Genomic DNA, 21,822 nt, shown 5'->3' on the forward strand with positions numbered 1-21,822 from the left:
GCGCTAGACCACCGGCGGGCGGCGGACGTCGTAGAGGTCCCAGTCCAGCTGCCAGAACGCATCGATGCCGTGCTCGCGGATGTACTCGCGCTCAATGTCGTGCACCGGAAAGCAGCCGGCGATGCTGATGGGCGCGCCGCCGCAGTCGAGCAGGGTGTACTGGTCCGCGTCCAGGCCGGCGGGCGCCGAGACGGCGAACGCGGTCATGGCGGAGTCCGGCGCGATCGGCTCGCCGAAGTCGATGGTGTCGCCGTAGACGAACGGGCAGGTGCCGCGCAGGTGCTCGGCCAGGTAACCGATGGCCAGGGCCCAGACCGGGTCGTCGGAGCGGACGCTGATCCACAGCTCCGGCTTCGCGCCGTGCCACTCGGTGTGGTCGGCGAGGGAGAGGCCGTAGGTCGCGCCCGTCAGATAGCGAGGCTCGGGTTCGTCGGCGTAGACGAACGAGATGACGTCGTCGAGCCCGGCGTGGGTGGACGGGATCGGCTGCAGCCGGGGCGCGGTGCTCCCGGTCAGGGTGTCGAGATGGGCGACATACCGCTCGGCACGGCTCGGCATGGCGCGCAGCATACGGCGGACCGGGTGCCCGCGCGGGGGAATCCGGGTCGCCCGGGCGCGGCACGGTCGGGCAGGGTGGGACCTATGCGAGTGCTCGTGATCGGAAGCGGAATCGGCGGCGCCGCCACGGCCTACCACCTGGCGGCCCGGGGCGCGGAAGTGATCGTGGCGGACGCGGCGCGTCCCGGGACGGCCACGGAGGCCGGCGCCGGGATCGTCAGCCCGTGGACGTCCCGCTGGGAGGACGCGCTGTACCCGTTCGCGGCGGCCGCGGGCCGGTACTACCGGGAGTTCACGGCGGAGCTGGCCGAGCTGGGCGAGGAGTCGTCGTTCGAGGTCGTCGGCGGGATGATCGTGTCGGCCGAGGAGTCCGAGCTGGCCGCGGCCCAGGAGCGGCTGGCCGCGCGGGCGGCGGACGCGCCGGAGATCGGCGAGGTCCGCCGGCTCGATCCGGCGCAGGCGCGGGAGCTGTTCCCGGCGCTGGCGCCGGAGCTGGGCGCGGTGCACCTGTCCGGCGCCGGCCGCGTCGACGGGCACCAGTTGCGCCGGGCCCTGCTGGCCGCCGCCGAGCGGAAGGGCGTGACGTTCGTCGAGGGTGAGGTCGCCTTCCGCGCCGACGGCACGGTGGCGAGCGAGGCGGGCCCGCTCGAAGCGGACAGCGTGGTGGTGGCGGCCGGCGCGTGGAGCCGTGAGCTGCTGGCGCCGCTGGGCGTCGACGTGCCGGTGACGCCCCACCGAGGCCAGATCAGCCACTTCGACCTGCCGGGCACCGACACGGCGGCCTGGCCGGTGGTCCTCCCGCGCACGAGCCACTACCTGCTGGCCTTCGGCGGCGGCCGGGTGGTCGCCGGCGCGACACGTGAGACGGAGTCCGGGTTCGACTACCGGGTGACCGCCGCCGGTCAACGTGAGGTGCTGGACAACGCCCTGACGATCGCGCCCGGCCTGGCAGACGCGACACTCGCCGAAACCCGGGTGGGCTTCCGGCCGGGCACGCCCGACGGCCTCCCGGTGCTGGGCCGCATCCGCCCGGGCCTGACGATCTCGACGGGCTTCGGCGCGGGCGGCCTGACGAACGCCCCGTTCGCCGGGAAGCTGGTGGCCGCGGTCGCGTTGGACGAGGACCCGGGCTTCGACCTGACCCCGTTCTCCTTGGACCGCTTCTGAGCGCCCTGAACCTCCGCCGAGCAACCGAGGCGGACCTGGACGCCTTGGCCGCGATCCTCGACGCGGCCAGGACCTGGCTAGCCGGCAAGGGACTCGACCAGTGGGAGGGCTCACCGTGGCGCCCAGCCGAGCTGCGGCCGGCCATACAGGCGGGAGCGCTCTTGGTGGCGGAAGCGCTCGAGACGGCGCGGGCTGTTGCGGCGGACACGGCCGGGCGGGCGCAGCCGGTTGCGACGGAGGTGCTCGAGTCGGCGCAGCCCGGCGCGGCGGCGGGGGTCGGGCAGGCGCAGCCTGTTGCGATGGAAAGGGTCGGGCGGGTGCAGCCGGTTGCGACGGAAGGGCTTGAGTCGGCGGAGCCGGTCGCGGTGGACACGGCCGGGCGGGTGCGGCCGGTTGCGACGGAGGTGCTCGAGTCGGCGCAACCGGGCGCGGCGGCGGGGGTCGGGCAGGCGCAGCCTGTTGCGATGGAAAGGGTCGGGCGGGTGCAGCCGGTTGTGGCGGAAGGGCTTGAGTCGGCGGAGCCGGTCGCGGCGGATACGGCCGGGCGGGTGCGGCCGGTTGCGACGGAGGTGCTCGAGTTGGCGCGGCGGGTCTTGGCGGAAGGGCCTGGGTCGGCGCGGGCCGTAGTGGCGGAAGCGCGCGGGTGGGCGCAGCCTGGTGTGGCGGAAGAACGTGAGTCGGCGCGGTTCGGTGTGGCGGAAACGCCTGGGGCTGCGCGGGTGGTCGCGACCATGACCCTGCACGACGAGCCGCCGGAAGGTTTCTGGCGTGCTGAGGATGATCCGTCGGCCGCGTTGTACCTCAGTCACCTCGCCGTGGACCGGCGCTTCGCCGGACGGGGTGTAGGGACCTGGCTGCTCGGCGAAGCGGAGCGCGAGGCCGTGCGGCGGGGCAAGGTCTGGCTGCGCCTGGACGCCTGGAAGACCAACACCCGGCTGCACGCCTACTACCTGCGGCACGGCTTCCGCCCGGTGCGGATCGCCGATGTTCCCGGGCGCGGCTCGGGTGCGTTGTTCCAGCGTCCCGTCGCCGGTTGTTCCCGGTGACGCGCGGGGGCGGCCCGTTGCAGAGGACGGGCGCCGGCGTCAGCCTTCGGTGACCAGGTCCAGGGCGTGGTCGCCGGTGCGTTCCACCGTAAGGCCCGCTTTCCGGATGACCTTGGCCAGCTGGTCCACAGTGGACGGTTCGGCGCGGGTGACGGCCAGCACGTGGGCGAGGCGGCCCTTGTACGCCTTGTTGAAGTGACTGACCGTCACGCGCTCGCCGGTGGCGTTCTCGGTGACCACGCGGACCGTCACGGCGTCCGGGCGGAGGTTGGCGAACGCCGAGTACGTGCCGGAGCGGAGGTCGACCACCAGGTCGTCGATGTTCTGCAGCACCGGCTCCAGCACCGGCTTCCACATGGCGCGGATCGTGCCGAGCGCGGGCAGGGAGTTGCCGCCGGAAAGACGGTACGCCGGGATCGGGTCGGTGGCCGAGACCACGCCGAACAGCGAGGACGTCACCGCCAGCCGGCGCTGGGCCTTCGCGAGCCCGGCCCTCGTGAAGCTCTTCACGTCGAGCGCGTCGTACAGCACTCCCGTGTAGCGGCGCAGGGCCGGCATCGTCGGGGACGTCCACAGCCGCGCGTTGCGCGTGACCTCGCCGACCTGGCGCTCGGTGATGCCCAGGACCGCGATGCTGGCCGGGACGTCGCCCGCCAGCTCGACGAGCGCGTCGGCCAGCTTCGCGCGGGTCGGGTTCAGCTCGGGGAACGACAGGGCGGCGTGGTCCAGCGGGGCGCCGCGGCCGCCGTCGGCCTTGGTCTCGGAAGGGGGGAGGAGCACCAGCACGTACTGAGCGTAAATCGGGATGCGTGGCCGGTGCCGCCCGGCCTAGCCTCGGCGCATGGACCTGACCTGGCGGCCCCTCACGCTCGACGACGACGCGGCCCTCGCCCGGCTCTACGCCGCCGCCGAAGCGGTCGACCGCACGGGTGAGCACCTCAGCACCGAAGACCTCCGCGAGGAGCTCGAAGGGCCCAACATCGACCTGGCCAGGGCCACCACCGGCGCCTGGGCGGGCGACCGGCTCGTCGGCTACGGCCTCGTCCGCCGCCGCGACGCCGCGAACCCGGTGCACATGATCCGGCTCCAGTCGGTCGTGCACCCGGAGCACCGCGACGACGCTGTCGGCGCGCACCTGGTCGACTGGTTCACCCGGACGAGTCGCGAGGTCCACGAGCGTGCCTTCCCGGGCGCGCCGCTCGAACTGCACCACGGCAACCACCAGAACGAGCGCTGGATCGCCGGGGTGCTCGCTGCGGCCGGCTACGAGCACCGGCGGACGATGGTGAACATGCGCGTCGGCCTCGCCGACCTGCCGCCGCAGCCACCGCTGCCGGACGGCGTCGAGCCGGTGCCGTTCGATTTCGGGTACGACCTCGCGACGCTCGACGCCCGCAACGACACCTTCGGCGGCCACTGGGGCAGCACCGCCTACGAGCCCGGCGCCTGGCGCCACCTGGTCACCGGCTCCAAGGACTTCCGGCCGGACCTGTCGTTCCTCGTCCTCGACGACGACAAGGTCCTGGCCTTCGTGCTCAGCCACTTCTACGCGTCCGAAGCCGACGTGACCGGCGTCCGTGAACACTACGCGACCTGGGTGGGCACCCGGGACGCGCTGCGCGGCCGCGGCGTCGCTTCCGGGCTGCTCGGCCACACGCTCCAGGCCGCGAAGGCGGCCGGGTTCGATCGGTCGGCGCTGAACGTCGACGTCGACAACGCGCACCGCGCGCTCGGGGTCTACGAGCGGTGCGGTTACCGCGTCGACGACGAATGGCACGTGTACGTCGGGTAGCTGTCAGTCCAGCGGCACGAGGTTGAGCGGCTCCTCGCCCCGCATGTACCGCCGCAGCTGGTCTCCGGCCAGCTTCTTGGCGCGCGGGTAGAACGACGCCGAGCCGCCCGCGATGTGGGGTGTCAGGACGACGCCCGGCACCGTCCACAGTGGATGGTCCGCGGGCAGTGGTTCGGGGTCCACCACGTCGAGGGCGGCACGGAGCCGCCCGGCTCGTGTCTCGGCGAGCAGGGCCTCCGTGTCGATCGCCGTGCCGCGGCCGACGTTGACCACCAGGGCGTCGCCGGGGAGCGCGGCCAGCTCGGGGGCTCCGAGCAGGCCGCGCGTCGCCGGGGTGTCCGGCAGGACGAGCACCACGATGTCGGCCTCGGCCAGCAGCGAAGGCAGCTCGGCGACGCCGTGCACGTCCGCGTCCAGACGCGGACGGCTCGCCACCCGCGTCACCACCGCTTCGGCTGCCAGGAGCTGCCGCTCGATCGCCTGCCCGATCGAGCCGTAGCCGACCAGGAGCACCCGGCTGTCCGCGAGCGATCGCGTGTGCTCGCGCACCCACTCCCGGCGCTCCTGCTGGGCGAGCCAGCGGGGCAGGTCCCGCTGGCTCGCGTGGATCAGCGCCAGGGTGTGCTCGGCGACGCTCAGGTCGTGCAGGCCGCGTCCGTTGGCCAGGCGGACGCCGGCGGGCAGCAGTGGCACCAGGGCCTCCACCCCGGCCGACAGGGCCTGCACCACGCGCAACGAGGGCAGGTCCTTGATCAGCCGCGGTGGCTCCGGCCCGCGGTCGTACGGCAGCACGTAGAACTCGACATCGTCGAGGGCCGGCGGAGGCGCGCCAAGGCCGTCGTAATACGCGGCCTCGATCCCCTCCGGCACTTCGATGTCGGTCCACGGCAGCAGTACGCGAGCGCTCATGCGCCAGTTCTACCCGCGCCGCCGCGGCGACGCGGAGTGGACCGGCAGCCGGGGACTACCCGGCGTGCGAGCCGGACACGCAGAACTCGTTGCCCTCGGGATCCGAGAGCACCGTCCACGCGAAGCCCGGTACCTCGTGCTGCGCCTGCTCGGTCGCGCCCAGCGCCACCAGCCGTTTCACCTCCGCTTCCCGGTCTTCGGCACCGAAGTCGATGTGGACCCTGTTCTTGCCCGCGCGTGGTTCGGGCACCCGCTGGAGCCCCAGCGTCAGCCCGCCCTCCGGTGGGGCGAGGAACAGGAACTCGCCCTCGAAGTCCTGGGCGACGGTCGTGCCGAGCGCCGCTGTCCAGAACTCCGCCAGCCCGCGCGGATCCGCGCAGTCGATCGTGATCATGGCCATGCGAAGTTTCATGACCCGCACGCTAGCGACCACCACCGACAAAAACGGCCCGTCGAGTAACCCGTTGGAGTCATGACGGGGGGAGTGACTACCCTGAGCGGGACTTTCACACCCGCTTGGCGCAGGGAGCCCCGCAGTGATCACCAGGACTTCGTCGTTGTTCCTTCGCACGTTGCGCGAGGATCCGGCGGACGCCGAGGTACCGAGCCACCGGCTCCTGGTACGCGCCGGCTACGTCCGCCGGGTCGCCCCGGGCGGGTACTCGTGGCTGCCCCTGGGCCTGCGCGTGCTGCGCCGCGTCGAGGCCGTCGTGCGCGACGAGATGAACGCCATCGGCGCGCAGGAGATCCAGTTCCCCGCGCTGCTGCCGAAGGAGCCCTACGAGGCGACCGGCCGCTGGACCGAGTACGGCGACGGCCTCTTCCGCCTCAAGGACCGCAAGGGCGCCGACTACCTGCTCGGCCCGACGCACGAAGAGCTCTTCACGCTGACGGTCAAGGGCGAGTACAGCTCCTACCGCGACTACCCGGTCACGCTGTACCAGATCCAGACGAAGTACCGCGACGAAGCGCGTCCCCGCGCCGGCATCCTGCGCGGCCGCGAGTTCGTCATGAAGGACTCGTACTCCTTCGACCTCGACGACGAGGGCCTCGAGCGCTCCTACCAGGCGCACCGCGCCGCCTACACGAAGCTGTTCGACCGCCTCGGCCTCGAGTACGTCGTGGTCAAGGCGACGTCGGGCGCGATGGGCGGCTCGGCGTCGGAGGAGTTCCTCGCGGTCGCCGAGACCGGCGAGGACACCTACGTCCGCAGCACCGAGTCGGGTTACGCGGCGAACGTCGAAGCCGTCGTGACGCCCGCGCCGGCCGCGCAGCCGATCGAAGGCCGCCCCGAGGCGCAGGTGCACCACACGCCGAACACGCCGACCATCGAGTCGCTGGTGAACTTCCTCAACGCGGCCGGGCTCGGCCGCGAGTTCACCGCCGCCGACACCCTCAAGAACGTCATGCTCAAGACGCGTCAGCCGGGTGCGAAGGAGTGGGAGCTGGTCTGCGTCGCGCTCCCCGGTGACCGCGAAGTGGACATGAAGCGCCTCGAAGCGTCGCTCGAGCCCGCCGAGGTCGAGCTGCTCGACGAGGCCGACTTCAAGGCGAACCCGTTCCTGGTCAAGGGGTACATCGGCCCGAAGGCGCTGCAGGACAACGGCGTGCGCTACCTCGCCGACCCGCGGATCGCGCCCGGCACCGCCTGGGTCACCGGGGCCGACAAGGCCGACCACCACGTCGTCGACCTGCTCGCCGGCCGTGACTTCACCCCGGACGGCACCATCGAGGCCGCGGAGGTCCGCGAGGGCGACGCGTCGCCGGACGGCCACGGCACCCTGGTCGCCGCGCGCGGCATCGAGATCGGGCACATCTTCCAGCTCGGCCGCAAGTACGCCGACGCCTTCGAGCTGGACGCCCTGGGCCCCGACTCGAAGCCGATCCGGATCACGATGGGCTCCTACGGCGTGGGCGTCTCGCGGCTGGTCGGCGTGCTCGCCGAGCAGAACCACGACGACCTCGGCATCATCTGGCCGCGCGAGGTGTCGCCGTTCGACGTGCACATCGTCATCGCGGGCAAGGACGACGCCGTGCGCGCCGGCGCCGAGAAGCTCGCCGCCGAGCTCGACACGGCCGGCCTCGAGATCATCCTCGACGACCGCAAGGCCACCCCCGGCGTCAAGTTCGCCGACGCCGAGCTGGTCGGCGTGCCGACCATCCTGGTGGTCGGGCGCGGCCTGGCCAACGGTGTCGTCGAGGTCAAGGACCGGCGCTCGGGTGAGCGCGAGGAGATCGCGGTCGAAGCTGTCGTCGAGCACCTGGTCAAGCTCGTCCGGTCGTAATGAGCAGGTTTTCCCGGCGTCGCGACGACGCGAAGCCGGGGTACGAGGACAACGCGGCGCTTCGCGGGTTCGGTGGTTACGAGCCCGCGGACGCGCCGCGCTTCCCGTCGGGCGGTGGCTTCGAAACTCCCGAGACCGTCGAGCCGCCGCGTGCGGAGCCGAAGCGGATCCGCCCTGCGGCGAAGCCGCCGAAGTGGCGACGCTCGTCGCGGGCACCGTGGGTCGGGCTGGTGCTCATCGCGCTGATCGCCGGGGTGCTGAACGCTTTCGGCGTCGGCAAGTCGCACCGGCCGTCGTCGACGCCGGCGCCGCTGCCGCCGCTGGTCGTGACACCGTCGCCGCGGGTGACCGTGCCCGCCGCGGTGAGCGGCTGGCGGTCCGTCGCGGGCAAGGACGGCTCGTACGCCTACGACGTGCCGCCGAACTGGGAACCCGAACCCACCACCGTGCACGGTTGGGAGAAGACCGGCGCGGTCCCGGGCATCACGCTCGTCACGAGTGCGTTCCTGGGCCGGAACTTCTGCCAGAAGAACGACCTCGGCGGCGCGGGCGTCAGGACCGAACCCCTGGGCGACCCCGGCGCCGCGGCGCGCAAGGCCGTGACCGACCTCGGCGTCAGCGCGTACAGCCCGGACAACGGGCCCCTGGCCACGGTGACGCCGGACGCGGGCACGGACGCCCAGGTCACGAAGGCCGACGGCACCAAGGCACCCGCCCGGATCGTCGTCGCGGACGTGATCCCGACGGACCCGGGGGAGTGCGCGGCGAAGCACGCGGTGGTCGCGGCCATGGGCTTCACCGGCGTCGACGCCGTGACGTCCGGCGTCGTCGTGGCGTACGCGGATGCCGACCGTTCCGGGCCCACGATCCGCGAGGACCTGGTGGGGATCCTCAAGAGCTACCGGTTCGTCCCGGCGGCGGACCGCGGCACGATCACGCCGCCGCCGACCACCTACCGCTGAGCGCCGGGGTCCGGCAGGCTGGGCCCATGGACAAGCGGCTCGCACGGCTTCGCGCCGGTGCGTTCGGTGTCCTGGGCGTCGCCGGGTTCCTGCTCCTCTTCGGACCGCTGCTGGCCAAGGCCTGGGGCTGGACGACGCGCAGCCGCAGTCCGGAGTGGTGGGGCGCGGCCGGGCAGTGGGCGGGGGCCGTCGGGACCGTCGCCGCCGTGGCCGTCGCGCTGTGGATCGCCATCCGGGACGGGCGGCAGGCGCGCGCCGACCGGCGGCAGCGGGACGTGCGTGAGCGGCAGGAGCAGGCCGCGAAGGTCACCGCGTGGATCGAGCGGGCCGGGCCCCGCACGTGCATGGTCGTGGCCAACGCCAATGCCGAGGCGATCAACCACGTCGTCGTCTCGTTCGACCTCGTGCGGAGCCTGCCGATGACCGGCTCCACCCTGCACCGCGGGCCGGAGATCGAAGACGACGAGTACCTCTACGCCGTGCTGCCGCCGGGAAAGTGGCGCATGGCGGTGCCCGAAGCCCGGCTCGACACGGATCTGACGCCCGGGGTGATGGTCGCGTTCAGTGACTCGCACAACGGGCACTGGCTCCGGCTGACCGACGGCGCCCTGATCGCGAAGGACCAGAACGTCGTCAGCCGCCGGAAAATCCCATTCCCGCAGCGGATCAGCGTCCCCGAGAGCTACTGACCAGCTTCGCCAGTTCGCGCAGCCGGACGTCCGGCAGGTACGCGCGGCTCAGCGCCAGGCCGATCCGCGGCAGGTCGGCTTCGTCGCGGAACGCCAGGTACAGCGGGACGTGCCGCGGCTGGAACTTCGCCTTGAACGCGTGCAGCGAGCGGAACCCGTAGTACGGCTCCATCACGCGGCCCAGCGACTCCAGCGTCCGGTCGATCGTGCGCGTCGGCGCCCCGTCGGCGCTGCGGGCCAGCGGAGCACCGGACAGGGAAACGAACCGGGCACCCTCTTCGCGGAAGGCCAGGCAGGCCGACGCGATCAGGAACTCCATCACCGGACGGAAACCGTGGGCGCTGCGGCGCATGACGTCCAGCGTCCAGCCGCCGACCTTGCCCGCGCCCGTGTAGACCGGGAGCCAGGACGTCACGCCGTGGACGACGCCCTCCGCGTCCACCGCGAGGCCGACGCGGGTCGCCGGGTCCATCGCCTCGTCGAGGCCGCCGAGGGTGAAGCCCATCTCCGGCATGGCCTTGTCCGACATCCACTCCTCCGACAACGCCCGGACCTGGGCGAGGATGGGTTCCGGCTGGTCGGCCAAGCGGACCAGCCGGAAGTCGATGTGCTGCTTGGCGGCCTTGTTCAGCGCGGAGCGGACGTCCTGCCACGCCTTGCCGCGGAACTCGAGGCCGTCGAGGTCGAGCACGTTGTCCTCGGCCACCTGGACGTGCTGCCAGCCCAGCTCACGCGTCGCCGCGACGGTGGCTTCGGTCGCCGAGAACACGCACGGCACCAGGCCGGAGTTCTCGCACATGGCCGCGAACTCGGTGACCGTCGCCGCCGCGGTGCCGTCCGGCGCGATCGGATCGCCGAGCGCGACCGCGACACCCGCGTGCCGGCGGTAGGCGAGGTAGGAACGGCCGTCTTCGCGGACGAAGTACGTGTTGCGCGGCCACGTCGTCATCCACGACAGCGTGCTGCCGCCGTGCCGCCCGAGCAGCGTGCGGGCCAGCGCCACCCCCGGACCCTGGGCGTGGCGCCGCAGCCGGCGTCGCGAAGGCACCCGGAAGGCGTGACGTCCGGCGATCAGGACGATCAGCTCGACCGTCCACAAGAGATTGTCCACGAAGAACAGCGGCAGGCCTGCGGTGTCGTAGTCGCCGCCGAAGACGTCGGCCAGCCCGATCAGGGTGGCGGCCGCGAGGCCCTGCAGCGTCACGAACACCGAGAGCGCGACGGCCCAGCGCCACGCGACGCGGCCGCCCTTGCGCAGGCCGTTGAGCATCGGCACCACCAGCAGGACGAGGATCGCCAGCTCCGGCGCCGTCAGCGAAACGCCTTCCGCGGAACCGAACGGGCCGTCGCCGGGCACCAGGAACATCACGACTTCGGCGACGGTGAGCAGGAGCAGGCCGGCGACGATCAGCAGCCGCCACTCCCGCACGTTCGGCCCCGCGGTGTCGGTCGTGCCGCGCGGGCCGACGAGCCGCTTCCCGAGCGGGATGGCCAGCACCAGCGCGAAGAAGTGCACGAGGTCGGCGAGCGTGCCGACGTAGATGATCGCGACGCCGGCGTACACGCAGAGCCCGGCCCGCAGCCGCAGGCGCCACGGCGGCCGCAGCGTCGCGCTGGCGACCGCGACGGCGGCGAGCGCGCCGCCGGAGAACCCGACGTCGAGGCTGCCCGCCATCCGCTCGGCCCACAGCCAGCCGGAGTTGCGGGACAGCGCGAGGAACTGGGTGGCGACGAGCACCGAGACGAACTGACCGCCGATCGTCACGGCCAGCGCGCGGCGCGTCCCCAGCTGCCACTCGGCGAAGCCCGCGAAGAGCGCGAAGCTGCCGACCATCGGGAGGTAGTACCAGGGGATGACGGCGAAGAAGGGCCCGGTGAGCATCGTCCACCACCGGCCCGCCTCCAGCGACGGCAGTCCGTAGGCGACGAACGGGTAGGCCGCGCGGTCTTCGGCGGCGCTCCAGAGCGCCCCGGTCGCGACGGCCAGCAGGAGCATGGCGAGGACGACACTGCTGGTGAACGGCAGCCGCTGCCTCAGTACCGCGACCGTGCCGCGGATGCGTCCCCCTCCGGCGGGCAGGCCCGCCGACGCTGTTTCAGTCATGAGGGGAAGTCTGGCGAGTGCGGCCGTTCCGGACATCCGACGGCAGAGCGAGATTTCCCTTAGGGGAGTCCTCCCTCGGAGTGAGGGTCATCCCGGTCCCGAGGACGACGACCTTCGGGGTCGTCAGCCGAGAACGGCGCTCCGGACGGCGTCCGTGTCGGCCAGATCCGGCAGCACCGTGTGCGCGCCCGCCGCCCGCAGTTCCGCCGCGGGGTAGTGCCCGGTCGCGACGGCGACCGCGATCGCGCCGTGGGCCAGCGCGGCTTCGACGTCGCTCGGGGTGTCGCCGATGACGACCACGGCGTCGGCGGCGAACGGCGCCCCGTGCTTGGCCACCGCCTGCGCGACGGCGTGCGGGACCAGGTCCGGGCGGTGCGCCGAGAGCGTGCCGTAACCGCCGATGTCCAGGTCGAGGTGCTCGTCCAGACCGAACGCGGCGAGCTTGTGCCGCGAGATCTCCGGCAGGTTGCCGGTGACCAGGGACTGGACGACGTCGTCGTGCTCGGCGAACGCGGTCAACGCCGCCGCGGCGCCCGGCAGGGCCCGGCCGCTGGTCGGCAGGTGCTCGACGGCCCGCTCGGACTCCGCGATCAGCGCCTTCCAGAGCGCCTGCAGCAGCTCCTCGGTCGGCTCGATGCCGTGCGCGATGAGCAGGTCGGTGCTGATCGCCCGCTCGGTGCGGCCCCCGAAGTCGGGGTAGGTCTTGAGTTCGGCGCCGGTCGTCGCGGCCAGCGCCGCGGTGTACCAAGCGGCGCCGAGGCCGGTGTAGTCCACCAGCGTGTGGTCGATGTCCCAGAGCACCAGCCGCGTCTTCGTCACGGGTCCGAGGTTACCGGCGGCACTATTCAACACGTGTTGACTTCTTCGGCGACGGCTCTTACCGTGAGATTAATTCAACGCACGAAGAATAAATGGAGGCTGTCATGACCGGTCCTGTCCGGCGCCCCGCCGGGGCTCTCGCCCTGGTCGCCGCCCTGGCCGGCGCGCTGGTGGCGGTGGCGCTCGGGTTCCTCACCTTCGGCGCGCAGGCCACCGTCGCGCCGGACGGCGTCCCGGTCGCGGTCGCCGCACCGCCGGAAGTCGCGCAACGCATCGCCGCGCACGGCGGCGGCCAGCTCGCGTGGACCATCGCGACCCCGGCCGACGCGCGGAAGCTGTTGGAGGACAAGAAGGTCTACGGCGTGCTCGAACTCGGGCCGGGACCGTCCGCGACGGTCGTCACCTCGGGCGCGGTCAACCCGGCGGGCACCCAAGTCGCGCAGCAGGCGCTGACCGGCGCCGCGAGCGCGCTGGCCGCAGCGCCGAAGCAGGAGGTGCTGCACCCGGTGAGCCTCGCCGGGCGGACCGCGCCGCTGGCCGCCAGCGCCCTGGCCTGGATCGGCGCTCTCGTCGCCGGGCTCGCGTTGACGCAGCTGGCGACGCGTACCGGGCGCGCACTCGGCGCGGGCGCCCGGTTCCTGCAGGTGATCGGGGTCGGGGTGCTGGTCACGGCCGTGGTGGCCGGGTTCTTCGCGCTGTGGGACGCCGCGTTGCCGCTGACCGCGGACGTCCTCGGCTTCGTGTTCCTCGCCGCGACGGCGTTCGCCGCCGTGCAGGCCGGCCTGCTGCGCCTGCTCGGGCTGCGCGCGATGGCCGTGCTCGGCCCGCTCTACCTGGTCGCGCCCGCCGTCGCCGGGCAGGTGCCGGAGCTGCTGAACCCGGCCTACCGCACGCTGCTCTGGTCGTGGACGCCGTTCCGTTTCTCCGCCGAAGGCCTGCGCAGCCTGCTGCAGGGTGTACCGGACGCGCCCGACGTCACGACCGGCGGCTGGGTGCTCGGCGCGCTGCTGGCCGCCGGGCTGGCGGTCGCGCTGTGGCCGGGCCGGTCAGCCCGCGAGGAAGCTGAACCGCACGCGGCGGACCGGGTTGTCGAGGTTGGTGTCCACTAGGCAGATCGACTGCCAGGTGCCCAGCGCGAGCACGCCGCCGAGCACCGGGACCGACGCGTAGGGCGGCACCAGCGCGGGAAGCACGTGGTCACGGCCGTGACCGGGACTCCCGTGCCGGTGCCGCCAGCGGCCGTCGCGGGGGAGGATCTCGTCGAGCGCGGTCAGCAGGTCTTCGTCGCTGCCCGCGCCCGTCTCGAGGATCGCCAGGCCCGCGGTGGCGTGCGGGACCCAGACGTGCAGCAGCCCGTCGTGTGCGTCCGCGTCGCGCAGGAACGACTCGGCCTCGTGCGTGAGGTCGTGGACGACGGCGTCGGAACCGGTGCGGACCTCGATCTCGGTGGAGTACATGGACTCCAGCCTAAGGAGCGGCCACCGGTTCCGCGGGTTGCCGGGTCGAGGTGCCGAGCCGGGTGAAGGCGAAGACGGCCAGCCCCGCCAGCAGCACCGCGCCGGTGGCGTACGGGACGGTGGGGGAGATCTCGTACAGGCCGGTGCCCAGCAACGGGCCGCCCATGAACGCCAGCGCGCTGGCCGAACCGACCAGCCCGGCGACGGCGCCCTGCTCCTCCCGCGTGGCGAGCAGCGTCGGCGCGGACATGAAGCCCGGCGTGGCGAACCCCATCCCCGCCCCGAGGACGGCGACACCGACGCCGAGCAGGAGCGCGCTCGACGTGAAAGCCACGAGCAGCATGCCGCCGGTCATGACGACCGCGCCCACCCGGATGAGCCGCACCGGTGTCCACTTCAGCCGCGGCACGGCCAGCACCTGGACGAGGATGATCAGCCCGGCGCCGGCCAGCATGATCAGGCCGGTCACCCGGCTCGTGTCCCGCGTGGCCAGGCCCAGCCGGTCCTGCACCAGGAAGCCGACGGTCATGAGCACGATCGCGAGCGCGAGGTACAGGCCGAACCCGATGAGCAGGAACGGCCACATCCGCCGGTCGGCCGGGCTGACCTTCACCAGGGGAGCCCGCACTTCCCGCGGCGGCGGCTTCGGCAGGCCGATCGCGACCAGCACGGCGATCACGGCCAGGATGACCGGCGCGACGTAGATCGGCACGATCAGCCCGGCGAGGCTCAGCACGCCGCCGAGCGCCGGCCCGACCGCGAGCGCGAGCCCTTGTGCGGCACCGAACATCGACATCCCCCGCACCCGCTCGGCGGGCCCCGACGTCAGGTCGGCGATGTACGACTGCGCTGTCACCGGCGTCGCGGCCCACGCGAGCCCGAACACGACACCGCGGGTGAGCAGCACCAGCGTGAACAGCACCGGTACCGCCAGGGTGCCGCTGAGCCCGAGCCGGGCGACGAGCGCGAACGCCAGGAGCGCGATCATCGCGCCGGCCAGGGAGATCAGCAGGACCGGCCGGTGGCCCCACGACGCGCCGCGGCGCCCCCAGAACGGGCTCGCCAGCACCACACCCGCGCCGCCGACCGCCCACACGGCGCCCAGCGCCAGTTCGCTGAACCCGAACTCCCGGGCCAGCGGCGGGAGGATCGGGTTCAGCATCTGCTGCCCCGCCATCAGCCCGAACACGGCCAGGCACACCACCAGGATGCCTCGCCGATCCGCGCTCACGCCGCGGCTCTTTCGTGCTCGGTGCCCGACCGCGGCGTGATGGACAGCAGGTCGGCGGGCTCTTCGACGGCCAGCCGGTGCCACCGGCCGGGCGGGACGATGAACGACTGCCCGGCCTTCAGTGTGGTCACCGGCTCCGGCCCTTCGTCTCTCAAGTAGACGCGCAGCGCGCCGGAGAACACGAAGAGCACCTCGTGCCCGTTCGGGTGCCGCTCCCAGTGGTCGGCGTGCACGGCGGTGTCGCTCTCGGCGTGGAACGCGCCGAGGCTCCACAGGCTCGCGGCGTCCCCGGTCAGTGCCTCGCGGCGGTCGCCTGGGCCGGATGCCTCGGCGACGCCCCCTGGCCGTAAGTGGATCATGGTCTTGAACAGGTCGTAGTTTTCGAACATGTTCCGAAAGTAGCACGCGCGCCGGTCGGGCGTCGACCGGCATGATGGAAGGCATGCCACGACCCATCGGCCGGCCGCCGACGACTTCACGCCCGCAGATCCTCGAAGCGGCGCGGGTGATCCTCGACGGCGAGGGCTGGCACAAGCTGACGGTCCGGCGGCTGGCCACGGAGCTGGGCGTCGGCACGACGACGCTCTACCACCACGTCCGCGACAAGGACGACCTGATGATCCAGCTGCTCGACTACTACGCCTCCCGGCTGAAGCGACCCGAGCTGCCGGAGGACCCGCGCGAGCGGATCGTCGTCGCGGCGACCGTGATGCACGACGCGCTGGCCCCCTGGCCGGAGGCGGTGGAGGTCCTGACGGCCGACGATCTGCTCGGCGAGTCGGCCCTCTGGATGGTCGACGCCATCGTCGGCGGGGCGATCGGCTGCGGCCGGACCCAGGACGAGGCCGTCGAGCTCTACCGGAACATCTGGTACTACACGGCCGGGGAGATCCTGGTCCGCGTGCGCGCCGCGCGGCGCGCCGCGATGGGCCGGCCGCGCTACCGCGACGCCGTCTTCGAGAAGCTGGACGAAACCCGGTTCCCCAGTCTCGCGGCGATCGGGGAGCGCTGGCCGGAGCTGGCCGAACGCGACACCTTCGCCCGTGGGCTACGGGCGTTCGTCGACGGGATGCTCGCTCAGGAATCCAAGTAGCGCAACACGGCCAGCACCCGGCGATTGTCCCCTTCGGACGGTGGCAGCCCCAGCTTGCCGAAGATCGACGTCACGTACTTCTCGACCGAGCCGGCCGAGAGGAACAGCTCCGCCGCGATCGCGGAGTTCGACCGGCCTTCGGCCATCAGGCCCAGCACCTCGCGTTCGCGCGGGGTGAGCCCGCTCAGCGCGTCCGTCCGGCGGGTCGCCGAGAACAGCTGGCGGACGACTTCGGGGTCGAGGACCGTTTCGCCGTCCGCGACCCGGCGCAGCGCGTCCAGGAAGTCCGACACCTCGGCGACGCGGTCCTTCAGCAGGTAGCCGACGCCGCCCGCGCGGTCGGCCAGCAGCTGCGCCGCGTACTCGGTCTCGACGTACTGGGAGAACAGCAGGATCGCGCAGCCGGGCAGCTCGCCGCGCAACGCGATCGCCGCCCGCAGGCCCTCGTCGGTGTGCGACGGCGGCATCCTGATGTCCACAATGGACACATCGGGCGAGTGCTCGGTCACCGCGGCGCGCAGGGCGTCGGCGTCCTTCACCGCGGCGACGACCTCGTGGCCGCGGAAGTTCAGCAGCTCCACCAGGCCCTGGCGCAGGATGGTGGAGTCCTCCGCGATGACGATCCGCATGCCGCCGACCCTAGCGGTTCGGGAAGCCGGCCGGTCGTGTGTTCGTCGGAGTCAGCCGGCCGGATCCGGCTCTTCGAGCCGGTTCGACCGCCGGCGCCGCCCGGCGCGGGTGACGTCGCTTCGCCTCGCCCGGCGACGTAGTACGTTTTGGCCGGCAAGGAGTGCTGACGCCAAGTCGCTCGCGCCGGCGGAGTCTCCGCGTCGACGGCTTACGAAGCGATCGACTCGCCGTACACACGCGGTTCCACCGTGGTGCACTCCGCGCAGCCTCATCGTGGCAGCGGCACCCGCGCGGTCACTTCGGTCGGACCGCCCGGCGGGCTGGTCACGGCCAGCCCGCCGTCGACCGTCCGCAGCCGTTCGGCGACCCCGGCGAGCCCGCCGCCGGGCACGATCCGGGCCCCGCCCCGGCCGCTGTCGCGCACGAGCAGCCACAGCACATCCCGGTCCTCGCGGATCTCGACCAGCGTCGCGCCGCCGTGTTTCGCGGCGTTCGTCAGCAGCTCGGCGGCGCTGAAGTAGACGATCGTCTCCAGTGACGGCGGTGGCCGCCGGGGGAGTTCGACGGTGACCCGCGCGTCCATGCCGGACGTCGCGACGAGCGTGGCCAGCGCCACGTCGAGGCCGGCGTCCAAGGCCGCCGGGTGGATGCCGCGGGCGAGGTCCCGAAGCTCGGTCAGCGCCTGCTTCGCGTTGGCGTGCGCGGCGGTGACCAGCTGCCGGACCTGGGCGACGTCGAGGTCGTCGGCTTTCAGCTCGTCCTTGGCCAGCCCCAGTTTCATGGCCAGCGCCACCAGCTGGGCCTGGGCGCCGTCGTGCAGGTCGCGCTCGATCCGCCGCAGCCGCAACGCCGAGTCCTCGACCGCCGTCGCCCGGCTCGCCTCCAGGTCGCGGACCCGCTCGGACAGCACGCGCTCGCCGAGCAGCCCGACCACGAGCAGCCGGTCGAGCGCGACGAAGGCGTGCACCACCCACGGCAGCGCCACCAGCACCAGCAGCCCGGACGCCGACCAGGCGAGCGCGCCCACCCAGCCCTCGGCGCGGATGCCGAAGACGGGCAGGTGCTGCTCGCCGAGCGGGAACCAGAGGAAGGCGTAGCTGGTCGCGGCCAGGCCGAAGAACGTCGCGGAGAACGCCGTGAGCAGGCCGGCGAAGGTCAGCGGGAGCCGTAGCAGCAGGTAGCCCGCCGTCCGCCAGCCCGCCGGGTCGCCGACGCGCGCCTTCACCCAGCTCCACAGGCCGGGTTTCAGCTCGGGACGGCGCGGGGCAGGCACGCTCACGCCGAGCAGCGCCCGCGCCAGCCCGCGGTGGGCGGCGCCGAGGCCACGGGCGTAGAGCAGGGCGCCGGCGAGCACGAGGAACCCGATGAGCACGGGCGTCAGCCACAGGCCGAGCACGAGCACGACGAGCAGGCTGGCCAGGGAGAACAGCGTCAGCGGGCCGGAGAGCCACAGCCACGCGTACTCGGCCCAGAAGTCCCGCGCGGCCAGCGGCCCGAACACCCGCCGCAGCAGGTGGGGACGGGGCAGATCAAGGCTGGTCACGGCTCCAGTCTCACCGGTCCGCGCCGCGCTGCCCATCCGGATTTCCCCCATACCCGGCGGGGGCGCCCCCGAATTCCACGCTACCGGCCGGCACCGACGGTTCCGGTTGCCGGAAAGCCGTGAAGGGCACCTTCAGGGACGCTATGTCCCTGAAGGTGCCCTTCACGGCTTTGCCGGAAGCGCGCGAAAGCCGCTTCGAGGACCCTGCAGTCCTCAAAGCGGCTTTCGCGGAAACTCTCAGTCGTCGAGTTCCGGCTCGTCGCGGTCTTCGCGTGCCTTCTGCGCCGCTTCGCGCATCTCGATGACGTCAGTGAGCCAGTCACCGGTTTCGCGGGCGATGTCGCGCACCGCGCCGGTGATGATGGTCGCGATGTTGCCGATGTGGGTCGCGGCCGACTCGGTGATCACCTGGACCGTGTCCTTGCCGCTCTCGAACTGCCCGACCATGAGCATCGTCCTTCTATGCCGCGCGGAGTTCCTGGTCGCGCTCTACCGTAGCGCGTGCGCGCGGAGCGCCGTTCCACGGCAACGCGAGCTTCGTGAGCTTCTTCGCCACCGACCAGAGCTGCTTGTGCAGCGGGCCCGTGTGGTAGGGCAGGCCGTACTTCTCGCAGAGCGCGCGCACCTCGCCGGCGATCTCCGGGTACCGGCGGGCCGGGATGTCCGGGAACAGGTGGTGCTCGATCTGGTGCGACAGGTTCCCGCTCATGATGTGGAACAGCGGACCGCCGGTGATGTTGGCCGAGCCGAGGATCTGGCGCAGGTACCACTGCCCGCGCGACTCGTTCTCGGTCTCCTCCTCGGTGAAGCTCTCGACGTCGGCGGGGAAGTGCCCGCAGAAGATGATCGAGAACGACCAGAGGTTGCGGACCAGGTTCGCGGTCGCGTTGCCGGCGAAGGTCAGCGGCGCCAGCGGGCCGGTCAGCAGCGGGAACAGCACGTAGTCCTTGCCGACCTGCCGGGACGCCTTCTTGACCATCTTCCGGACGACCTCGGTGGTGTCCGACCACTTGCGCTCGCCCTTGACGATCCGGTCGAACTCCAGGTCGTGCAGCATCACGCCCCACTGGAAGAACACCGCCAGCAGCGTCGCGTACGCCGGGTTGCCCAGGTAGTACGGGTGCCACCGCTGGGCCGGGTCCATCCGCAGGACGCCGTAACCGATGTCGCGGTCCTTGTCGAGGATGTTGGTGTAGGTGTGGTGGATGTAGTTGTGCGAGTGCCGCCAGTTCTCGGCCGGCGCCACGTTGTCCCACTCGAAGCGCTGCGAGCTCAGCGCCGGGTCGCGCGTCCAGTCGTACTGGCCGTGCATGACGTTGTGGCCGATCTCCATGTTGTCGAGCACCTTCGCCAGCGACAGCGCGCCGACGCCGGCGAGCCACGCGGGCGGGAAGAACCCGGCGAACAGCAGCGCCCGGCCGGCGACCTCGAGACCGCGCTGGGTCTTGATGACGTTGTGGATGTAGTCGACGTCCTCCTGGCCGAGGTCGTCGACGATCCGCTGCCGCAGCGCGTCGAGCTCGCGGCCGAACTCCTCGACCTGGGCCGGGGTGAGTCGGTCCTGCAGACCGGTCATGGCGGTACTCCTTAAGCGTCGATCTCGACGTCCCCGACGGGGACGGAGATGCAGAGCTGGATTTCTTCGTCTTCTTCGCCGGAGATCTCGCCCGTCTTGGCGTTGCGGACGCGGCCGGCCGTCTTGAGCTGGGTGCAGGAGAAGCAGATGCCCATCCGGCAGCCGTGCTCCGGCGAGAGCCCGGCTTCTTCGGCCTGCTCCAGCAACGGCTTCCCGGAGTTTGCGCACTCGCGGCCGCTGCGCTTGAAGCGCACCTGGCCCTCCGCGTTCGCGGTGTCGAAGGTCAACGCGGGCGGCGTGAACTCTTCGGTGTGCACCCGTTCACCGAGCTGCTCGCGCACGGCGTCCATGAGCGGCTTCGGGCCGCAGACGAACGTTTCGGCGTCGCGGTACCAGGGAGCGGCCTCTTCGAGGTGCTCCGGCGCGAAGAACCCGCGCAGGTCGCCGCCGGTCTTCGCGTGGGTGTACGCGTGCACGACCCGCAGCCCGGGGTGCCGGGCGGCGAGCTCGGCCAGCTCGGTGCGGTAGAGCACGTCGGACGGGCCGTTCGAGTAGTGCAGGAACACGATCTCGCCGCGGTGACCCTCGTCGACGAGGGTGCGCGCCATGGCGAGCACCGGCGTGACCCCGCTGCCGCCGCTGATCAGCAGCACCCGCTCCGGCCGGGTGGCGGGCAGCGTGAACGTGCCGTCCGGTGTGGACAGTCCGACCACTGAACCGACGCCGAGCTCGCGGTTCAGGTGCCCGGAGACCAGGCCCTGCTCCTTGACCGTGAACTCGAGTTCGCCGGCGTACTGCGAACCGCACGGCGAATAGCAGCGGGTGCGCCGGACGCCGTCGATCGACACCTGCAGCCGGACGTACTGCCCGGCGGTGAAGCCGGGCCACGCGCGGCTGGGCCGCACGGTGAGCGTGACGCTGTCGGGTGTCTGCTTCCGCACGGCCGTGACCAGCCCGCGGACCTCCCGGCGGACCAGCATCGGGTCGACGAGCTCGAGATACCGGTCCATTCCGTGGGGCGTGAGCAGCGCCTCGGCGAGCGAGGCGAGCCGGCGGACCCGCTTGGGCAAGAGCGCCGTCATCGGACCTCCTCGATTACAGTGAACGACTGTACACTCAACAGTGCACGGCATGAGTGGACGACCTGTCAACGCGAGAGGCGGAGGATGTGACGTGAGCAACGCGGTAGACGCTGTGTCTAGCGGGGCTCCGCCCCGAGCCCCGGCAGGGGGCAGGCCCCCTGCACCCCCAAAAGAAGTCCGTACGCTGGACGACGTGCCAGAGGAGCCAGTAAGCCGTCAGGAGCGCAAGCAGCGCACGCGCCAGGCGTTGCTCGACGCGGCCTTGGACCTGCTGGCCGACCGCCCGTTCGCCAGCCTTTCGCTGCGCGAGGTCGCGAAAGGCGCGGGCCTGGTGCCGACGGCCTTCTACCGCCACTTCGCGTCGATGGAAGAACTCGGCGTCGCGCTCGTCGAAGAGGCGACGCGCACGCTGCGCGGCATGATCCGGTCCGCGCGCACCGACCCGGACACCTACCACGGGATGATCAGCGCCTCGGTGGCCACGCTGCACCAATTCGTGCGCGCGCACGAGGACCATTTCCGGTTCCTGACGCGTGAGCGGTACGGCGGCGGCCCGCTGGCGCGGGCCATCGGCGTCGAGCTGCGGATGTTCTCCGGTGATCTGGCGATCGACCTCGCCCGGTTCGCGACGCTGCGTTCGTGGACGACCGACGACCTGCACATGCTGGCCGACTTGATCGTTTCCGTGATGCTGGCGACGATTGTCGAACTGCTGGAAGCACGGCCCGGTGAAGATCCGAAAATCACCGGAATGGCGGAAAAACGGCTGCGGTTGATCTTGCTCGGCGTTCCACACTGGAAGACTCGCTGAACATTTTCCGCACGACGCCCGGATTCACCGGACAACTGCGAGACTTCCGACTCAGGTCAGTGGGGACT

The 21,822-nt window shown here is 72.0% G+C and carries 23 protein-coding genes; 9 read left to right on the plus strand and 14 right to left on the minus strand.

Annotated features, from left to right (window positions below; translation table 11 throughout):
* Positions 1–3: 3 nt before the first annotated feature.
* Positions 4–558: a suppressor of fused domain protein gene (locus tag OHS18_RS41540; RefSeq protein ID WP_328614482.1), complete on the minus strand. Its 555-nt coding sequence runs from the start codon at positions 556–558 to the stop codon at positions 4–6.
* Positions 559–642: 84 nt separating this feature from the next.
* Here OHS18_RS41540 and OHS18_RS41545 point away from each other — a divergent pair, with 84 nt between their 5' ends.
* On the plus strand, positions 643–1,725 hold the full coding sequence (locus OHS18_RS41545; protein ID WP_328614483.1) for an NAD(P)/FAD-dependent oxidoreductase: 1,083 nt from the start codon (positions 643–645) through the stop codon (positions 1,723–1,725).
* 164 nt (positions 1,726–1,889) lie between these two features.
* Positions 1,890–2,771 carry a GNAT family N-acetyltransferase gene (locus OHS18_RS41550; RefSeq protein ID WP_328614484.1) on the plus strand — a complete coding sequence of 294 codons (882 nt, stop codon included), beginning with the start codon at positions 1,890–1,892 and terminating at the stop codon, positions 2,769–2,771.
* 39 nt (positions 2,772–2,810) lie between these two features.
* On the opposite strand, the gene yaaA is transcribed toward OHS18_RS41550, so the two are convergent.
* A complete protein-coding gene (gene yaaA, locus OHS18_RS41555) occupies positions 2,811–3,557 on the minus strand; it encodes a peroxide stress protein YaaA (RefSeq protein ID WP_328614485.1) in 747 nt (248 codons plus the stop codon).
* Positions 3,558–3,612: 55 nt separating this feature from the next.
* On the opposite strand from yaaA, the gene OHS18_RS41560 reads away from it, so the two are divergent.
* A complete protein-coding gene (locus OHS18_RS41560) occupies positions 3,613–4,563 on the plus strand; it encodes a GNAT family N-acetyltransferase (protein WP_328614486.1) in 951 nt (316 codons plus the stop codon).
* Between the two features lie 3 nt (positions 4,564–4,566).
* Here the strand turns inward: OHS18_RS41560 and OHS18_RS41565 are convergent, their stop codons facing one another.
* Together OHS18_RS41565 and OHS18_RS41570 are read right to left on the minus strand one after the other, a co-directional pair.
* Complete coding sequence (locus OHS18_RS41565) at positions 4,567–5,472, minus strand: 2-hydroxyacid dehydrogenase (RefSeq protein WP_328614487.1); 906 nt, start codon at positions 5,470–5,472, stop codon at positions 4,567–4,569.
* Positions 5,473–5,527: 55 nt separating this feature from the next.
* A complete protein-coding gene (locus OHS18_RS41570; protein ID WP_328443155.1) occupies positions 5,528–5,884 on the minus strand; it encodes a VOC family protein in 357 nt (118 codons plus the stop codon).
* 124 nt (positions 5,885–6,008) lie between these two features.
* Between OHS18_RS41570 and OHS18_RS41575 the strand changes: the two genes are divergently transcribed.
* The 3 genes from OHS18_RS41575 to OHS18_RS41585 are packed head-to-tail and all read left to right on the plus strand — an operon-like array spanning position 6,009 to position 9,408.
* The gene (locus tag OHS18_RS41575; protein ID WP_328443154.1) at positions 6,009–7,757 is read left to right on the plus strand and encodes a proline--tRNA ligase; all 1,749 of its coding nucleotides are present in this window, start codon (positions 6,009–6,011) and stop codon (positions 7,755–7,757) included.
* Complete coding sequence (locus OHS18_RS41580; RefSeq protein ID WP_328614488.1) at positions 7,757–8,719, plus strand: hypothetical protein; 963 nt, start codon at positions 7,757–7,759, stop codon at positions 8,717–8,719. The genes OHS18_RS41575 and OHS18_RS41580 overlap by 1 nt, the downstream gene beginning before the upstream one ends.
* A 26-nt stretch (positions 8,720–8,745) precedes the next feature.
* Positions 8,746–9,408: a hypothetical protein gene (locus OHS18_RS41585; RefSeq protein ID WP_328443152.1), complete on the plus strand. Its 663-nt coding sequence runs from the start codon at positions 8,746–8,748 to the stop codon at positions 9,406–9,408.
* Here the strand turns inward: OHS18_RS41585 and OHS18_RS41590 are convergent.
* Together OHS18_RS41590 and OHS18_RS41595 are read right to left on the minus strand one after the other, a co-directional pair.
* On the minus strand, positions 9,386–11,512 hold the full coding sequence (locus OHS18_RS41590; protein ID WP_328614489.1) for a bifunctional lysylphosphatidylglycerol flippase/synthetase MprF: 2,127 nt from the start codon (positions 11,510–11,512) through the stop codon (positions 9,386–9,388). The genes OHS18_RS41585 and OHS18_RS41590 overlap by 23 nt on opposite strands.
* Before the next feature lie 123 nt (positions 11,513–11,635).
* Positions 11,636–12,331: a haloacid dehalogenase-like hydrolase gene (locus OHS18_RS41595; RefSeq protein ID WP_328614490.1), complete on the minus strand. Its 696-nt coding sequence runs from the start codon at positions 12,329–12,331 to the stop codon at positions 11,636–11,638.
* A 104-nt stretch (positions 12,332–12,435) separates the two neighbouring features.
* Here OHS18_RS41595 and OHS18_RS41600 point away from each other — a divergent pair, with 104 nt between their 5' ends.
* Positions 12,436–13,440, plus strand: a complete 1,005-nt coding sequence (locus tag OHS18_RS41600; protein ID WP_328614491.1) for an ABC transporter permease — start codon at positions 12,436–12,438, stop codon at positions 13,438–13,440.
* On the opposite strand, the gene OHS18_RS41605 is transcribed toward OHS18_RS41600, so the two are convergent.
* From OHS18_RS41605 to OHS18_RS41615, 3 genes are read right to left on the minus strand one after another with little or no spacing between them, the layout of a single operon-like run.
* Positions 13,378–13,788 (minus strand): secondary thiamine-phosphate synthase enzyme YjbQ, encoded by a 411-nt coding sequence (locus OHS18_RS41605; RefSeq protein WP_328443148.1) that lies wholly within the window; start codon positions 13,786–13,788, stop codon positions 13,378–13,380. The two genes, OHS18_RS41600 and OHS18_RS41605, sit on opposite strands and share 63 nt — an antisense overlap.
* A gap of 10 nt (positions 13,789–13,798) precedes the next feature.
* Positions 13,799–15,019 (minus strand): MFS transporter, encoded by a 1,221-nt coding sequence (locus OHS18_RS41610; RefSeq protein WP_328614492.1) that lies wholly within the window; start codon positions 15,017–15,019, stop codon positions 13,799–13,801.
* The gene (locus tag OHS18_RS41615; RefSeq protein WP_328443146.1) at positions 15,016–15,408 is read right to left on the minus strand and encodes a cupin domain-containing protein; all 393 of its coding nucleotides are present in this window, start codon (positions 15,406–15,408) and stop codon (positions 15,016–15,018) included. Before OHS18_RS41615 ends, OHS18_RS41610 begins: the two co-directional genes overlap by 4 nt.
* A 53-nt stretch (positions 15,409–15,461) precedes the next feature.
* On the opposite strand from OHS18_RS41615, the gene OHS18_RS41620 reads away from it, so the two are divergent.
* Positions 15,462–16,112: a TetR/AcrR family transcriptional regulator gene (locus tag OHS18_RS41620; protein WP_328614493.1), complete on the plus strand. Its 651-nt coding sequence runs from the start codon at positions 15,462–15,464 to the stop codon at positions 16,110–16,112.
* Here the strand turns inward: OHS18_RS41620 and OHS18_RS41625 are convergent.
* The 5 genes from OHS18_RS41625 to OHS18_RS41645 all read right to left on the minus strand — a co-directional run bounded on the left by OHS18_RS41625 (position 16,097) and on the right by OHS18_RS41645 (position 20,943).
* Positions 16,097–16,741, minus strand: a complete 645-nt coding sequence (locus tag OHS18_RS41625) for a response regulator transcription factor (protein WP_328614494.1) — start codon at positions 16,739–16,741, stop codon at positions 16,097–16,099. The two genes, OHS18_RS41620 and OHS18_RS41625, sit on opposite strands and share 16 nt — an antisense overlap.
* Before the next feature lie 269 nt (positions 16,742–17,010).
* Positions 17,011–18,321, minus strand: a complete 1,311-nt coding sequence (locus tag OHS18_RS41630; protein ID WP_328614495.1) for a sensor histidine kinase — start codon at positions 18,319–18,321, stop codon at positions 17,011–17,013.
* A 201-nt stretch (positions 18,322–18,522) separates the two neighbouring features.
* On the minus strand, positions 18,523–18,732 hold the full coding sequence (locus OHS18_RS41635) for a hypothetical protein (protein ID WP_328443142.1): 210 nt from the start codon (positions 18,730–18,732) through the stop codon (positions 18,523–18,525).
* A 13-nt stretch (positions 18,733–18,745) separates the two neighbouring features.
* On the minus strand, positions 18,746–19,861 hold the full coding sequence (locus tag OHS18_RS41640) for a fatty acid desaturase family protein (protein WP_328614496.1): 1,116 nt from the start codon (positions 19,859–19,861) through the stop codon (positions 18,746–18,748).
* An 11-nt stretch (positions 19,862–19,872) separates the two neighbouring features.
* Complete coding sequence (locus OHS18_RS41645) at positions 19,873–20,943, minus strand: ferredoxin reductase (RefSeq protein ID WP_328443140.1); 1,071 nt, start codon at positions 20,941–20,943, stop codon at positions 19,873–19,875.
* Between the two features lie 193 nt (positions 20,944–21,136).
* Between OHS18_RS41645 and OHS18_RS41650 the strand changes: the two genes are divergently transcribed.
* Positions 21,137–21,754 carry a TetR family transcriptional regulator gene (locus OHS18_RS41650; RefSeq protein ID WP_328618670.1) on the plus strand — a complete coding sequence of 206 codons (618 nt, stop codon included), beginning with the start codon at positions 21,137–21,139 and terminating at the stop codon, positions 21,752–21,754.
* Positions 21,755–21,822 lie beyond the last annotated feature (68 nt).

It is taken from the genome of Amycolatopsis sp. NBC_00355, assembly GCF_036104975.1.
GTDB lineage: Bacteria > Actinomycetota > Actinomycetes > Mycobacteriales > Pseudonocardiaceae > Amycolatopsis.